A 16,121-nucleotide genomic window follows, 5' to 3' on the forward strand; every position below is an offset into this window, starting at 1 on the left:
TTATGCTTAACTTGCTGCTACTATCTACTTACAAAGCCTATGTTTTATCTCACTAAAACGCCCGGTGTCCTCAAGGCCCTTTACAAAAGCTGCGTCTGGCATCTGTCGCCGGCACGGCAGGCGGTATACCTAACATTTGACGATGGCCCGCACCCGCAGGCTACCCCTTTTGTGCTGGAGCAGCTAAAGAAATACAATGCCAAAGGCACCTTTTTCTGCATTGGCAAGAATGTAGTGGAGCACCCGGATATTTACCAGCAACTGCTGCAGGAAGGGCATACAGTAGGTAACCATACCCATAACCACCTCAACGGCTGGAAAACGGGTACCGGAAAATATATGGAGAACATCCTGGAAGCAGGCAAATACATCAGTTCCCCCTTATTCCGCCCGCCCTATGGGCGCATAACGCCTTTCCAGATAAGAGCGCTGAAGAATAAGCTGCCACAAACACGTATCATTATGTGGGATGTATTAAGCGGCGATTTTGATACGGAGATCACCGGCGAAGCCTGCGTACAGAATGTTGTATTCAAGGCCAGACCGGGTTCCATCATCGTATTCCATGACAGCGCCAAAGCCTGGGACCGGCTTTCATACGCCCTTCCCCGTGTGCTGGAATTCTGCAAAAAACAACAATGGGCAGTGGAACCACTACCCTTAAACGCCCACTAACCGGGATAAAGAAAATGGGCTGACCAGGTATTGGTCAGCCCATTTTTTATATAAAGAGTTCTGAGTTTATCTGGGAAGGATAGCGCCCTTCATTTTATCACCCATGATAATGGTCACAGAGTCATCACAAAGACCCAGGCCATAATCAATAGTAGCTTTTGCCGAAGCGTTTGTAGTACCCAGGCTTATCTCCGCTTTACCACCGCCGATCCAGGGGCAGGAAACTGCCTTGATCAGGGGCTCTTTTACAGTATAGCTAACAGAAGTAGTACCGTAGCTTAAAGTAGCAGTACCGGTGCCGGAATATTCATCATCACTGGCGTCAAAAGGCGTAGCGGCGCCTTTAGTTTGGGTGATGGTCTTATCGGATGTATAGTTAAAGGTCAGATCGAGGCTGTCAATTGCTACGATACCACCTACCACTTTGCTGCTGTATTTAAAGCCATTGGCAGTGGATTGGTTTACCAGCGTTTTTGTACCCTTCAGTTGTATACCGTTGATAGCATAGTTCTGGGAAGTAATAGTTACGGTAGTGCCGGGTATAAAAATATATCCGCTCAATACCAGCACCAGTGTACCGGAACGTACACGGCCGTCTACACCGGTACAGCCACTGCCAAAGTTAAGCGTCAGCGTTTTAGGCCATTTATCTATGGTAACATCATCTACCTGGGGATCGTAACAGTTGCCTAATTTCAGGGCTTGGGGATCCTGGGGAACCACGCGGCCGTTCTTGCTACCCAGACCTTGCGTCTGGCTGGCTTCCAGCGCTACGTCAAACAGATCGTCATAGAGGGTGCTGATCTGGGCTTCATAAGCTGCGGCGGTAAGGGCCTCGTTATCGTTTTGATCGGATTCTGGTCCCGCTTCATTGTTCTTGCTGCACGCGAAGAAGATGGTGGCCACTGTTACCAGCACTAACACCACGGCAAGGATGCGGTTAAAACAAAAATAGCTTTTCATGATAGGATAGTTTTTTTTAGGACTTTACCTTTGTGCCTAGGTTTAATCTGATATTACGAATTTTACAAATTTAAATATTTTCTACTAATTATCATACATTTATCGTGTTAAAAGAGTGTTATGCAGTGGATTGATACACATGCCCATTTATATGGGAAAGAATTTGCACAGGACAGACGGGACATGATCGCCCGGGCCGTGCAGGCCGGCGTAGATAAACTATTATTACCCAATATAGACGAGACCTCCATTGAAGGTATGCTGGACCTGGAGGTACAATATCCCGGACAGTGTTATGCCATGATGGGATTACACCCCTGTTACGTGAAGGCAGACATTACGGCCGAAATGACCTGGGTAAGGGAATGGCTGGCCAAACGGCCTTTTATCGCCGTAGGGGAGATAGGTCTTGACTTCTACTGGGATACCACCTATGCAGACCAGCAATACCAGGCTTTCCGGGAGCAGCTGCAGCTGTCTAAGGAATACCGCATACCCGTAGCTATCCATAGCCGCGAAAGTACCCGCCAATGTATTGACGAAGTAAAAGCCTTGCAGGATGGCCATCTCAGCGGCGTATTCCATTGTTTTTCCGGCACCCTGGAAGAGGCCCGCGAAATAATAGACCTGGGCTTTTACCTGGGCATAGGCGGCGTGGTGACCTTTAAGAAATCCGGCCTGGATAAGATCGTGGAACAGATTGATCTCCAGCATCTCGTACTGGAAACAGACGCCCCCTACCTGGCGCCGGTACCCTACCGGGGCAAACGCAACGAAAGTTCCTATATTCCCCTCATCGGTCAGCACATCGCAGATATAAAACATCTAAAAATTGAGGAAGTGGCTGCGGTTACAAGCAGTAATGCCCGTAAATTATTCAAATCCATTTAATTGATAAGTGGATACCTTTGCGGCAATTTTGGTGTTAAGCAGCAATGAGTAAAATTCTGATTATTTACACGGGCGGGACAGTAGGGATGATCTATGACGAGAAGACAAAAGCATTACGCCCGATAGGTTTTAATGAGATCCGGAACAACCTGCCGGAATTATACCGGATGGGGATCGATTTTTACGTGTACGCCTTCAATCCACCTATTGATTCTTCCGATATGCAGCCGGAAATATGGGTGGAGCTGGCCAGTATTATTGAAGACCGGTACGACCGCTACGACGGCTTTGTGATCCTTCATGGGTCAGATACCATGGCGTTTACCGCCTCCGCGCTTAGCTTTATGCTGGAAAACCTCTCCAAACCGGTGATCCTTACCGGCTCCCAGCTACCCATTGGTAAGATCCGTACAGATGCTAAGGAGAATATCATCACCGCCATGGAGATCGCCTCCACCCGCCAGAACGGGGATGTGATGGTGCCGGAAGTATGTATCTACTTCGACTTTTCCCTTTTCCGCGGCAACCGCTCCAAGAAATATAACGCAGAGAAATTTGAGGCCTTCTATTCCATGAACTATCCGCCCCTGGCAGAAGCAGGCATAGATATCAAATATAAACGGCAATCCGTGCTCCCCCAGCCGGCCCAGCCCCTCAAAGTACATAAACACCTGGATGATAATGTGACCGTGCTGAAAGTGTATCCCGGCATTACCCGTAAAGCCGTAGAAGCTATTTTAAGCGTAACCGGCCTTAAAGGCGTGGTACTGGAAACCTTTGGTAACGGCAATGCCAATACGCAGCCCTGGTTTATAGAAAGTATCAAAAAGGTGATCGACAAGGGCGCCATCGTGGTAGACATCACCCAGTGCGACGGCGGCTCCGTGGAATTAGGCAAATACGAGACCAGCCAATACCTCAAGGAAATAGGCGTAGTAAGCGGTCACGATATGACCTTTGAAGCCGCCATCACTAAGCTCATGTTCGTATTAGGCCAGGATCTGCCCCTGGAAGAGGCCAAACGTATGATAGAAACCCCTTTACGGGGCGAGTTAACGCCCATTACCGAGGAATAAAAGGCTTAGGGCCGATGTTATTTTAACAGGGCCCTCATTCGTTTATCGTTCGCTACCAGCTATCCGTTAATATAATATCAACTTTGTTGTAACATCTTCCTGTTATTTAACGTTAAGCAAGTACTTGCTTTGTAAGGAAAATCCTTACATTTATTATTCATTTTCATTGAAAGCCGATATCTGACCGCTATACGAATGAAATATGCCCTCCTGCCCCTGCTGATCTTGTTTGTTACAGCGCAGTTATGCGCCCAAACACCTTGCACCACTATTGGCCAGAACCCGCAAAGCGCGTTTCCCGTATGTGGCACCAAAACTTTCCACCAGGCGTCTGTTCCCATTTGCGGCGGCAGAACAGTACCCGCTGTCAATTGCCTGGATCCCCTTTCTGACAGGAACCCTTTTTGGTACAAATTTACCTGTTACCAGACCGGCACCCTGGGTTTTACCATCGCACCGCTTGCCCAGGAAGAAGATTATGACTGGCAGCTGTTTGATGTGACCAACCGCAACCTGGCGGAGGTATATACCAACAAACAGCTGTTTGTAGCCTCTGGCTGGTCAGGTGAATACGGTCTTACCGGCGCGCAGGGTAATGGACGGGTGTTCGAAGTATGTGCAGGGCCGGGCCAGGCCTTATTTACGGATATGCCCACCATACAGCAGGGCCATAACTACCTGCTGCTCATCAGCCATTTTACCCCCGGGCAAGCCGGTTACAACCTGACCTTTAACGGAGGTACCGCCAGTATCACAGACCCGGTGATCCCGGAGATCCAGAACGTAAGATATGACTGCGGCACGCCCGCTATTACCATAAAGCTCAATAAGAAAGTACAATGCAGCAGCCTGGCCGCCAATGGCAGCGATTTTGCGCTGACTGGCGGCAACGGGGTCAGGATCACAGGCGCTACCGGCGTTAACTGTAACAATGGTTTTGATATGGACTCCATTGTGCTTGCATTAAGCGCCCCCCTGCCCGCAGGCAGCTACTCCGTTAACATGCAGACGGGCACAGATGGCAACAGCGTACTGGATGCCTGCTCCAACTCCGGCGGCGGCGCTAACATTCCGCCTACGCCTTTTACCGTAGATCATTTTCTACCCTCACTCATAGATCATATGGCCCCGGTGGATTGTATGCCTGGCAGCGTACAGCTGGTCATGTCCCAGCCCGTGCGCTGCAGCTCCATTGCGCCCAATGGCAGCGATTTTACACTCACCACCCTCAACGGCCGCCCGGTTACCATACGGGGCGCCAATGGCAATTGTCATAATGGCCTTACAGATACCATTACCATACAGCTCTCTGATAACATTTATACAGATGGCGCCTACCAGGTAACGCTGCGTAGCGGCAGCGACGGCAATACCCTTATAAGCGAATGCTGGCAACCTACGCCCCCCGGCGCTACGCTGCCTTTTGCCACCAGGGACACCGTAAATGCCAACTTCACCTACCGCATGGTCCTGGACTGTGTGAACGACACCCTGATCTTACAGCACCCTGGTAATAATGGCGTCAACTACTGGCAATGGACGGCTGACGGCAATACCTTCAGCCATGAGCAAAACCCGGTTAAATCCTATACCGTATTTGGAAAACATATCGTAGACCTGGTAGTATCAAATGGCACTTGCCGGGATTCTGTAACAGAAGAGGTATTTTTTCCAAACGAGCTCAAAGCCGATTTCAGTGCCTCCGCAGATGTGTTATGCCCGCAGGATATGGTCAGCTTTACAGACAAAAGTGAGGGCGATGATATTGTGCATTATTTCTGGGACTTTGGAAACGGCATATTGCTGACTGGCCGCGATCCCGGTCAGCAGGACTACCCCAACCTGCCGCAAGACCATGACTACCCCGTTATGCTGGTGGTACAGAATTCCGCCCCCTGTTTTGATACGGTGGTGCATTATATAAAAGCGGTGGCCAGCTGTTTTATAGAGGTGCCTACCGCATTTACCCCCAATGGCGACGGCAGGAATGATTATCTCTACCCGCTTAACGGTTACAAATCCATCAATCTCCGCTTTTCCATCTACAACCGTTTGGGCCAGCTGATCTTTGAGACCAATGACTGGCGTAACAAATGGGACGGCACCGTAGGCGGCAAACCCCAGGGCGTTGGCGCTTATGCCTGGATCCTATCCTACACCAATAAAGACACCGGTGAAAAGGTCTTCAAAAAGGGGATGTCCGTACTGCTACGGTAACGCCTACACCACTTGTCCAATATAGCTATTTATCAGTACTGTAGCGGGAATTCAGCAGTTTTCGTTAATATTGCCTTAACACTGTATGCATTCAGAAATTCCATGTTAACAGGGCTGTCTGTAACCGGCTTTGTTGTTCCTTATCAACTCAAAATAATATTATCACGTAATGAACGTCCTGATCTCACCCGATCAAAAAAAAGATCCGGGCAAGGAGCTAGATGTACCTGCCCATTTCCAGCAGTACCTGGCTCCCTGGAGCACCCGGCAATACCGGGAGTATGCCTTTGGCTCCATCTTAACCCAAACTTTCCTGCATAAACACTACCGTATCTATATTTACCGGTTCCAGATAGCACGGCCGGTACACCTGTATTTTTCCTGTGATGAGCCCACCATTGCCCTGCGTCATATGATGGAAGGCTCCGTATTTGCAGAAGTGACCGGCTTTGGCCGGGTGCTGCTGGAACCTTACCGTTATGGGCTTTTATACCTGCCCCCCGGCGTTAACCAGGCCTGGTTCGAAGCCGGCGCCGCAGAATCCTTCCATATGGAGCTGGAGCATACCTGGCTGGAAGAGATGGCGGAAAGCAGCCAGGAAGTGGCCGCTTTGATGAGCCGGGTGGTAACGGCCAGTAAAGAGGGCAAACTGCTGCACCATATGCCAATAGACTATTTTGTACATGAAACATTACACGCGATCCGCAGCAGTACAGAAACCGGCGGCTACCTGCTGATGGATTTTAAAACAGGCATCCTCCAGATCTTAACGCAATACGTAAAGGCCCTCAAGGATAAAGACCATCTGGATGGCCTGCCGGATGTGCCCAACAAAGAAATACTGGTACACCTCTGGGAAAAAGTACGTGCAGACCCCCATATCCATCATACCCTGGCCAGGCTGGCCCGCGCCCACCATATGCACGAAAAAACGCTGAGCCGGCATTTCCAGCGCCTGTTTAAGATAAGCCTGCCGGCCTATGTGCATGAGCAATGTATGGGCAGGGCCTGGTTCCTGATCACCACTACCTCGCACCCGCTAACGGATATCGCCAACAACCTCGGCTATACGGAGATCAGTAATTTCAACCGCGCCTTTAAACGCCGCTATAACGTATCTCCGCAGTCGCTGCGCACTATAAAATTGTCCGGAAATGATCCGCAGAATGTACAGGGGGGATAAACGATTATTGTTCATTTCTATGGAATTTTATGAGGTAAGGACGGCGCCGTATAGCCTTCCTGCATTAACCCAAAACAGATAAATGACCATTAGCTTTCATTTATATATATAAGGCGACTCACGCCTGGTTCCGTTGTTCCCACCGGTAGCAGGCGCCCATCACGGCTGAAGGGATGGGTACTGCTCCGGTAAACTTATAAGCAAGATGCGTTTAACAACTCACACTTAATTAGGTTCACTACCTATTATGGTGTCTTTATGGTTATTTGAACATAAGCGGTTCTGCCTTTCCAGGTGGAACATTCATTTTCACGCTGTCTCATATACACCCTGAAAGGCTGTATTTTTTTTCCATAAAGTATCCATAACGTATAGTTAAAGCATACATAAAGCATAGATAAAGNNCTTTATCTATGCTTTATGTATGGCTTATGTATGCTTTATCTATGCTTTATCCTACTTGTAACGTAGTGTGGATTGGGGATGGTCTTATACTGGAAAACCTTTACAGTGGGGAATAACTAAAAAGCCTAAATAGCAGTATTTGCTTTACAGTTTTATAATTAGATACAGATCTGGTTTTACAGTATCGTGAATTGACACAGTTTAGACTTTACAGCTTGTCCTATAGCAGCTTATTGTCTATGCAATCGGTCGCAAGGGGTGAATTACCCATCCTGCGGATCAGTTTTCGTAAATAAATTAGTCCCGCGAAAAACTGCGGTGCAAAAAGCTACGTATATTAACAAATAGAACGCGTCCCGTTTAAAGGATGACCTGTTCTCATCGAACTGGTATGCTACGCTGTGGAGTTTTGTGTCTATGCCAGACAGTAAAGGATTTTGATCGCTCGACCTTCTCTTAAACCTGCAAATGTTCACTGTTTTACTAAGTGCCTAAAATTTGTATGCCCCATGGAAAAGCAGACATTGAATTCATCCGCAGAAAAACTATTGCTTATAGAGCGGGATGATGCTGATTATACGCCGGTATCCGCCATACCGGACGAATATCTGCACTTGCTGATGCGCTATGCCGGCGCTTATTTTTACCGTGATGAGGATTGTGACATGATCTGTCAGCATATTAAGCTGCGGGAGTTCTCCATCTGGGGACATGATATCTTTGCCAGGAATTATATCATCCTTCACCCTTTTACGCCCCGGCATATACTGGCCCTGCATTATATGCACGAAGATACGATAGATGCGGTGATCGATCATATGGGGCCTTTCCGGCTGCGGGAAAAACAGGTGAATCTTTTTAGCCTGCATGCGGATTTCCATACCGCCGCCCTGGATAGGGGTAAGAATATCTTTAGCTTCCACATTAACGTAGTGCCGGAGGCTTTGCCGGCACTGGCGGAGAAGTTCCCCGTGTTAAAACACCTGGCCAGCCATCAGCTGGATACGCTGAATGGGCCGGTAAATGCGGCGCCTTACCAGATCAATGCCGTATGCTCGCAGATCCTGTTTGATATCTTTAACTGCCGGTACGTAGAGCTGCAGGCGGAGTGCCTGTTGTACCGCTGCTGTGTGGACCTGTATCAGAACTTCGCCCTGCAGGATGCCCAGTTCCGCCAACCTGCAGCGCCCATGGCAGCTTATCTGCATGCGCAACTGCAACAACTGTTTGAATATATCAAACCCAATATTAGCGAACGGTTCACCCCGCAGGACTTAGCGCTGAAATTTAACATGCCGGAAACCGACATGCTTGCCGGCTTTGAACGGTTATTTGCAATTTCCCTTACGGATTACATACTGCAGCAACGGATGATGAAAGCATATGGCCTGCTGCTGAAATCCAGGGCCAGTCTGGGCAGCATTGCCCGCCGTACCGGTTACCCCAACAGGGTAGCGCTGTCACGCGCTTTTCAGGCGTATTATGAGTATGATCCCATTGCCATCCGGAATGCGCAGTAGTGTATTTTAGTCTTTATCCATCAGCTTCCAGATCGCAGCGCCAATTAAACCGCCTACAATGGGGCCTACAATAAACACCCACAGGTTGGATAGTGCTGCGCCACCTACAAAGATAGCGGGGCCAATGCTGCGTGCAGGGTTTACGGAAACGCCGGTTACAGGAATGCCTACAATGTGTATCAGCGTTAAGGAAAGGCCAATGGCTACGCCGGCCACGGTACCGGTGGGGTTATTCTTGCTGGTGCTGCCCAGTATCACTGTCAGGAATATAGCAGTGAACACGATCTCCGCGATCATACCGCTCATCAGGGCATACTTGTCAGGAGAGGCTTCGCCTACGCCATTCTGGCCCAGCCCATTAGCTGCCAGCGTATATTCCGCCTTACCGGTGGCTATCAGGTACAGGATGCCGGCGCCAATAATGCCGCCAATGATCTGCGCCACAATGTAGGCCACCGCTTCTTTACTGGTAATACGGCCTACAGCCAGGAAAGCGATGGTAATGGCAGGGTTGATATGACAACCGGAAATATGCCCGATGGCATAACACATGGCCAGCACGGACAGGCCAAAGGCAAAAGAGATTCCCAGGAAACCAACATGGCTGCCCGCCAGCACGGCGGCGCCACATCCCATTAAAACAAGGACCAGGGTGCCAAACAATTCTGCAATGAACTTCTGTGATAAAGTAACGGTTCTCATATGATGTATTTTTGTTGTGGTATAAGAAGTAACAACATAAGGCCGAAAATCGTTCAGCCCTATAGTTGATATTTGTAAATGATTGTAGTATTGTTACTACATGAGCCTTACAATAAGGCCTGTCCAGCCGGTCTGATGGGCAGCGCCGGCCCCGCGGCCGTTATCGCCATGAAAGTATTCATAGAAGAGCAGGTAATCTTTAAAATGAGGGTCTTGCTGTAATTTTTCATAATCGCCAAATACCGGCCGGCGGCCATTCTTATCCCGGAGGAAAAGGCGTAACAAACGCTTGCCCAGCTCCGTGGCAATCTCTTTCAGGGTGAGATAAGCGCCGCTATTGGTAGGGTATTCCACTTTAAAATCATCCCCATAATACCGGTGAAACTGCTGCAGGCTTTCTATGATGAGGTAGTTCACCGGCATCCATACGGGTCCCCGCCAGTTGCTGTTGCCGCCAAACATCGCGGTGGTGCTTTCCCCCGGCGCGTAGGCCACGCAAAAGCTGGTACCATCCAGCCGGAACTCATAGGGGTGTTGTTCATAATGTTTGCTCATAGAGCGTACGCCATAATCGCTGAGGAATTCCGTTTCATCCAGCATACGGCGCAAGATCCTTTTCATGCGGTGCCCGCGTAAAAGGCTTAGTAAGTGCTTTTCGCCGCTGCCTTTTTCGTACCAGCGGCTTACCAGGGCGGCCAAATCCGGCCGGAAATTGAGGAACCATCTTAACCGTTCTGTAAACTCCGGCTGCGTGGTAAAGATCTCTTCGTTCAGTACAGATACGGCGAACAAGGGTATAAGGCCCACCATGCTGCGCACTTTCATCCGCATTACCCCGTCATTGGTCATCTTTAGCTGGTCATAGAAAAAACCATCCTCATCATCCCAGAGCCCATCACTGCCCTCGCCCATCTCATTAATTGCGCCGGCTATATACAGGAAGTGCTCAAAGAACTTGGTGGCCATATCCGCATACACCTTGTTATACTTGGCCAGCTCCAGCGATATGCAGAGCATATTTAAACAGTACATGGCCATCCAGCTGGTACCATCTGCCTGCTCAATAAAGCCGCCGGCAGGCAGGGGCGCGGTACGGTCAAATACGCCAATATTATCCAGCCCCAGGAAACCGCCTTCAAAGATGTTGTTGTTCTCCGCATCCTTACGGTTCACCCACCAGGTAAAGTTCAACAACAGCTTATGGAAAATAGACTCCAGGAAAGTCACATCCCCTTTGCCCTTTTTTTGCTCCATATCCAGATGGTACACCCGCCAGGCGGCCCAGGCATGCACCGGGGGATTAACATCGCCAAATGCCCACTCATATGCCGGTAGCTCCCCGTTTGGATGCATATACCATTCCCGGGTTAGTAATAATAGCTGGCCTTTGGCAAACTCCGCGTCTATCATGGCTAGTGGAATGCAATGAAAAGCCAGGTCCCAGGCGGCATACCAGGGGTATTCCCATTTATCCGGCATGGAGATGATATCTTCGTTATTCAGGTGTTTCCACGCCTTATTACGGCCATTGGCGCGGTTGGCCGGTGGCGCCGGCTGTGAAGGATCTCCTTTTAGCCAATCCGCTACATGGTAGTAATAGAATTGTTTATTCCATAACATGCCGGCAAAGGCCTGCCGTTGGATCATCTTCTCCTCTTCATTATCCAGCTGTTGCTGCAACCCTTCATAAAATGTATCTGCTTCCTGCTGACGGGTGGCAAATAATGCATCAAAATCTGCAAAAGGATCAACAATACCTTTAGGGCTGGCATAGTTGGCAAAAGGCGCGGTCAAATGTTCGCTGGTCAGGCGCAGGCGTACGGTATGCGACTCGCCAGGGGCAATGTTAACATGATAATTGGCGGCCGCTTTGGTACCGCTGCCACCTTCATTCACCGCGTTAGTATGCTGGTGAATGAGATAATCATTGATCCCATCTTTATAGAATTGTTTCCCATCCTGGAAATTATACAGGCGGGGAAAATTGGTCTCATTTTCTGTGAAGAGCAGCTGCGGCGCCTGGTCACAATACAGCACGTATTTGCCCAGTGTATGATGGGTAATGGTGATAGCGTCTTTCCCGGTGCGCGTCAACCAGGGCTGTGTATTATCCCGGCCCCAGGCCCAGGTATTGCGGAACCAGATGGTAGGCAGTATATGCAGGGGGGCGGCTTCCCGGCCGCGGTTAAATACGGTGATCTTTATCAGCACATCTTCCGGCGCTGTTTTGGCGTATTCGATGAAGACATCAAAATAGGCGTCGTCATTAAAAATGCCGGTGTCTATGATCTCAAACTCAGGGTCCTGTTTGCCGCGGCGGCGGTTCTCATCTACCAGTGGGCCATATGGGAATGTTTGCTGCGGATATTTATACAGCATTTTCATGTAGGAGTGGGTAGGCGTATTATCCAGGTAGTAGAAGAGCTCTTTTACATCTTCGCCATGGTTGCCTTCATGTCCGCTTAGGCCAAAAAAACGCTCTTTCAGGATGGGGTCTTTTGTGTTCCACAGGGCAATGGAAAAACACAATAACTGCTGATCATCACAAATGCCGGCAATGCCTTCTTCGCCCCAGCGGTATGCTTTGCTGCGGGCCATATCATGCGTGGTGCTTTCCCAGGCGCTGCCAGTTTCGCTGTAATCCTCCCTTACAGTGCCCCATTGCCGGTTGGTAACGTAAGGGCCCCATTTCTTCCAGGCTGCGTTCTGCAGCCGCTGTTGCTCATTGTTCATCGGTTGATCCATTTATTGTGGTGTATAAGCCGCTTATTGTTGTATAAGCCTTTACAACAGGTATTGCCCGTCTACAGGCGCTACCGGCGACGGCACGTTTCCATGGCCCAGCATCTCCAGCAGGTTTATTTCAATGGTACGGGCAATGCTGTCCAGCGGTATGGCCATTTCCGTTGCTTCAAACGGGTTCATGATGCTGATACCGTTCTGGTGCGTTACGTGAAACACAAAGCCAAATGCCCATCCAAAGATAATAGACCAGTAGTCGATACTCTCACTTAACATTAAGGTACTAAGGATTACGTAAAACCAGATAAATACCCGGGTAAAAAACAGGTAACTGGGCGGAAAAACAGTATTCCGGATCCGTTCTGCCTTGCCCATGCTGTCGCAGAACTTTGTTATTAACCCGTTCAGCTCCCGGAAACGGAAGCCGTCTATAGCACCCTGCCGGCTTAACAGCTGCAGATCTTCCGCCTGCAGGTTCAGGATGGCATTGTGGATATTGCTTTGTGTGTTTACCGATAGTAAGTCCGTTTCACTGAGGTAACCGGTATAATATACATCATCCGGTCTTTTGCGTAGCGTGGATTTTAGCGCGTACAGGAAACCCAGGTGGCGATAGATCATCCGGCGCGCGATATGTACTGTTTCATCACTGGTATCCGTATCACAATAATATAACAGGCAGCGCGCCCAGGAGCGGGAATCGTTCACCAGTTCGCCCCATACTTTGCGGGCCTCCCACCACCGGTCATATGCCTGGTTATTATTAAAGCCGATAAAAAACGCGATGGCCGTACCCAACACCGTGGATACACTGAGCGGAATGGAGAACTGCCTGTTGAGCCAGTAAGCGTCTACCAGGTAAGCAGTAGTGCAGCATGCCAGTATCATCAGATCTACCTTCCAGGTAAGACGGAATACCTGGACGAGTGAAAGCCGGTCTTTGAGGAACATATGATGGAGGATTAATACTAAAAGTTACTGTATATGAAGGAGATAAGCAAATATAACCACCCAGAGACAAATTCCGCGTGTAACCGGTTAAAATCCGTCAAGCAGAGCCGGGCGCATATCAATAAATTTATAGTAACCGTTCCACAGCCTATAAAACTGCAGACATGAAAAAAATTGTGCATCTGACAATTATATTGATCCTACTGGCGGGCAGCACTTTGTTAGCCCAGGACTATCCCATACAGCCGGTACCTTTTACCGCCGTAAAAGTGACTGATCATTTCTGGGCGCCCCGGATCCTCAGCAATTATAAGGTCACCATTCCCATTGCCCTGGAGCAATGTTATAAAACAGGGCGCGTAGATAATTTCCTGATAGCGGGCAAGCTTAAAAAAGGCGTGTTCAAAACAGAGTACCCGTTTGATGATACGGACATCTACAAGATCCTGGAAGGCGCCAGCTACTCCCTGCAAACTTACCCGGATAAACACCTGGAAGCCCAGATGGATACGCTTATCTATTATATAGGCAAAGCGCAGGAGCCGGATGGTTATCTATACACCGCCCGTACCATTGCCAAAGACAGTGGTAAGCTACACCCCTGGGCAGGCAAACAGCGCTGGGAAAAAGACCCCGACCTGAGCCATGAGCTGTATAACTGCGGGCACCTCTACGAGGCCGCTGCGGCCCATTACCTGGCTACCGGCAAACGCACCCTGCTGGATATCGCTATTAAAAACGCCAATCTCGTCTATCATGATTTCGTAGAAGGCGGCTTAAAATATTACCCCGGTCACCAGATCATTGAAATGGGCCTGGTAAAACTCTACCGCGTCACCAATGACAAACGCTACCTGGACCTGGCCAAATATTTCCTGGATATCCGGAAAGGCGGCAAGGAATACAACCAGGCACAAGAGCCGGTAACCGCGCAAACCCGTGCCGTAGGACATGCTGTGCGCGCCACTTATATGTATAGCGGTATGGCGGATGTAGCCGCGCTTACCGGCGATAAAGGATATGTGCAGGCCATAGACGCTATCTGGCATGATGTGGTGGACCATAAGATCTACATTACCGGCGGCATAGGCGCAGAAGCCGGCCATGAAGGCTTTGGGCCGGATTATGCCCTGCCCAATATGAGCGCCTATAACGAGACCTGTGCCTCTATTGGTAATATTTACTGGAACTACCGGTTGTTCTTGTTGCATGGCGATGCAAAGTATTATGATGTATTGGAGCAGATCTTATATAACGGTATGATCTCCGGCGTAGCCATCAAAGGCAACCGTTTCTTTTATCCCAACCCGCTGGAGTCTATGGGCCAGCATGAAAGAAGCGAGTGGTTTGGCTGTGCATGCTGTCCCAGCAATGTATGCCGTTTCATCCCCTCTGTGCCGGGTTATATGTATGCTACCGGTCAGGATCGTATCTATGTAAACCTGTTCATCCAAAGCCAGGCAAACATTCCCCTGCAAAAACAAACCGTACAGGTAGCGCAGCAAACCAATTACCCATGGGATGGCAATATTACGCTCACCGTAGCGCCAGATGGCGGCAGCCGCAGTTTTGATATGGCCATCCGCCTGCCGGCCTGGTTAAACGATGCGCCCATACCTGGCGGTTTATATACTTATGCCAACGCCCCCGCAAAAAAATATACCATTACCGTAAATGGCAAAACGGCGGATTATACAACCGAGAACGGTTATGCTATCCTGCACCGCAACTGGAAAAAAGGCGATGCTATACAAGTGCAACTCCCCATGGAAGTGCGTTACGTAAAAGCAGTAGATAAAGTACAGGCAGATGATGATAAAACAGCGCTGCAACGCGGTCCGCTCGTATACTGCTTTGAGTGGCCGGATAATAACAAAGCATCCGTACGCCACTTATTATTAAATGAGCAGAACAAAACCACCGCCACCTTTGAGCCGCGCCTGCTGGATGGTGTGGAAGTGATACGCACCGCCGCTATTACCCAATCCATTACGCCGGATAATAAAGTAGTAGAGCAAACCGCGGGGGTAACTGCCATTCCATATTATGCCTGGGCCAACCGTGGCGCGGGCGATATGGCCGTTTGGGTGGCAGATAAGGAGACTGCCGTTACACCTTTAAAACCGGCTACCGTAGCCTCCCGCAGTAAGGTAAGCGCCTCCTATAGAACAAAAACACTAAGGGCCATCAACGACCAGCTGGAACCCGCCAGCTCACATGATGGCAGCATGCCCTATTACCATTGGTGGCCTAAAAAAGATACCCTGCAATGGGTGCAGTATGATTTTGAGAAACCGGCCAGTGTGCAGGGCGTGCAGGTCTACTGGTATGATGATAGCCCCTGGGGTGGCTGCCGCGTACCTGCCGCCTGGAAGGTATCATATAAGGATACTAATGGTAACTGGCTACCCGTAAAAAACACCGGCGCCTATACTACTGATAAGGATACCTTTAATACCGTACATTTTGATGCGGTAAAAACAGCTGCTTTACGCCTGGAGGTACAACTACCCAAAGACCATGCAGCAGGCATTATGGAATGGAAAGTGGAGTAGGATAGTGTAGGATAGACACATCATATCACCATATGACGACAAACGCCACACCCTTGGTAGTGGCGTTTTTTCTTTCCCGTTATTTACGCAGTGTAATCCGTGTTAACCTCCGTTTTTAATCCTACACAGAGCCAATATCTTTGTGCTCCAATCTGTCAGCACGCGGACTTGTAGCAAAAAAAACCTTAGACGAACGTAGTACTTCATGACTGTATGAACGACACCTATGCCGGAGCTGATC

General features: G+C 49.3%; 11 protein-coding genes. 7 read left to right on the forward strand and 4 right to left on the reverse strand.

What is annotated here, in order from left to right:
- Window positions 1-39 precede the first annotated feature (39 nt).
- Window positions 40-675 (forward strand): polysaccharide deacetylase family protein, encoded by a 636-nt coding sequence (locus F0L74_RS00690; RefSeq protein ID WP_149835925.1) that lies wholly within the window; start codon window positions 40-42, stop codon window positions 673-675.
- Window positions 676-741: 66 nt separating this feature from the next.
- Here the strand turns inward: F0L74_RS00690 and F0L74_RS00695 are convergent, their stop codons facing one another.
- Window positions 742-1,638, reverse strand: coding sequence for a hypothetical protein (locus F0L74_RS00695; RefSeq protein ID WP_149835926.1), 897 nt, complete (start codon window positions 1,636-1,638; stop codon window positions 742-744).
- Between the two features lie 120 nt (window positions 1,639-1,758).
- Between F0L74_RS00695 and F0L74_RS00700 the strand changes: the two genes are divergently transcribed.
- The 5 genes from F0L74_RS00700 to F0L74_RS00720 all read left to right on the forward strand — a co-directional run bounded on the left by F0L74_RS00700 (window position 1,759) and on the right by F0L74_RS00720 (window position 8,930).
- Window positions 1,759-2,529: a TatD family hydrolase gene (locus F0L74_RS00700; RefSeq protein WP_149835927.1), complete on the forward strand. Its 771-nt coding sequence runs from the start codon at window positions 1,759-1,761 to the stop codon at window positions 2,527-2,529.
- 44 nt (window positions 2,530-2,573) lie between these two features.
- Entirely contained in the window at window positions 2,574-3,605 is a 1,032-nt protein-coding gene (locus F0L74_RS00705) for an asparaginase (RefSeq protein ID WP_149835928.1), read from the forward strand.
- Window positions 3,606-3,800: 195 nt separating this feature from the next.
- Window positions 3,801-5,822: a T9SS type B sorting domain-containing protein gene (locus F0L74_RS00710; protein WP_149835929.1), complete on the forward strand. Its 2,022-nt coding sequence runs from the start codon at window positions 3,801-3,803 to the stop codon at window positions 5,820-5,822.
- A 169-nt stretch (window positions 5,823-5,991) separates the two neighbouring features.
- A complete protein-coding gene (locus F0L74_RS00715) occupies window positions 5,992-7,005 on the forward strand; it encodes a helix-turn-helix transcriptional regulator (protein WP_149835930.1) in 1,014 nt (337 codons plus the stop codon).
- 914 nt (window positions 7,006-7,919) lie between these two features.
- The gene (locus F0L74_RS00720; RefSeq protein ID WP_149835931.1) at window positions 7,920-8,930 is read left to right on the forward strand and encodes an AraC family transcriptional regulator; all 1,011 of its coding nucleotides are present in this window, start codon (window positions 7,920-7,922) and stop codon (window positions 8,928-8,930) included.
- Window positions 8,931-8,936: 6 nt separating this feature from the next.
- Here F0L74_RS00720 and aqpZ read toward each other — a convergent pair whose 3' ends face one another.
- The 3 genes from aqpZ to F0L74_RS00735 form a co-directional block, all read right to left on the reverse strand.
- Window positions 8,937-9,632: an aquaporin Z gene (gene aqpZ / locus F0L74_RS00725; protein ID WP_149835932.1), complete on the reverse strand. Its 696-nt coding sequence runs from the start codon at window positions 9,630-9,632 to the stop codon at window positions 8,937-8,939.
- 96 nt (window positions 9,633-9,728) lie between these two features.
- A complete protein-coding gene (locus F0L74_RS00730) occupies window positions 9,729-12,365 on the reverse strand; it encodes an MGH1-like glycoside hydrolase domain-containing protein (RefSeq protein ID WP_149835933.1) in 2,637 nt (878 codons plus the stop codon).
- A gap of 51 nt (window positions 12,366-12,416) precedes the next feature.
- Window positions 12,417-13,325 (reverse strand): bestrophin family protein, encoded by a 909-nt coding sequence (locus F0L74_RS00735; RefSeq protein WP_149835934.1) that lies wholly within the window; start codon window positions 13,323-13,325, stop codon window positions 12,417-12,419.
- A gap of 164 nt (window positions 13,326-13,489) precedes the next feature.
- Here F0L74_RS00735 and F0L74_RS00740 point away from each other — a divergent pair, with 164 nt between their 5' ends.
- Window positions 13,490-15,880 (forward strand): glycoside hydrolase family 127 protein, encoded by a 2,391-nt coding sequence (locus F0L74_RS00740; RefSeq protein ID WP_149835935.1) that lies wholly within the window; start codon window positions 13,490-13,492, stop codon window positions 15,878-15,880.
- Window positions 15,881-16,121: the final 241 nt, after the last annotated feature.

It is taken from the genome of Chitinophaga agrisoli, from assembly GCF_008386695.1.
Lineage (GTDB): Bacteria > Bacteroidota > Bacteroidia > Chitinophagales > Chitinophagaceae > Chitinophaga > Chitinophaga agrisoli.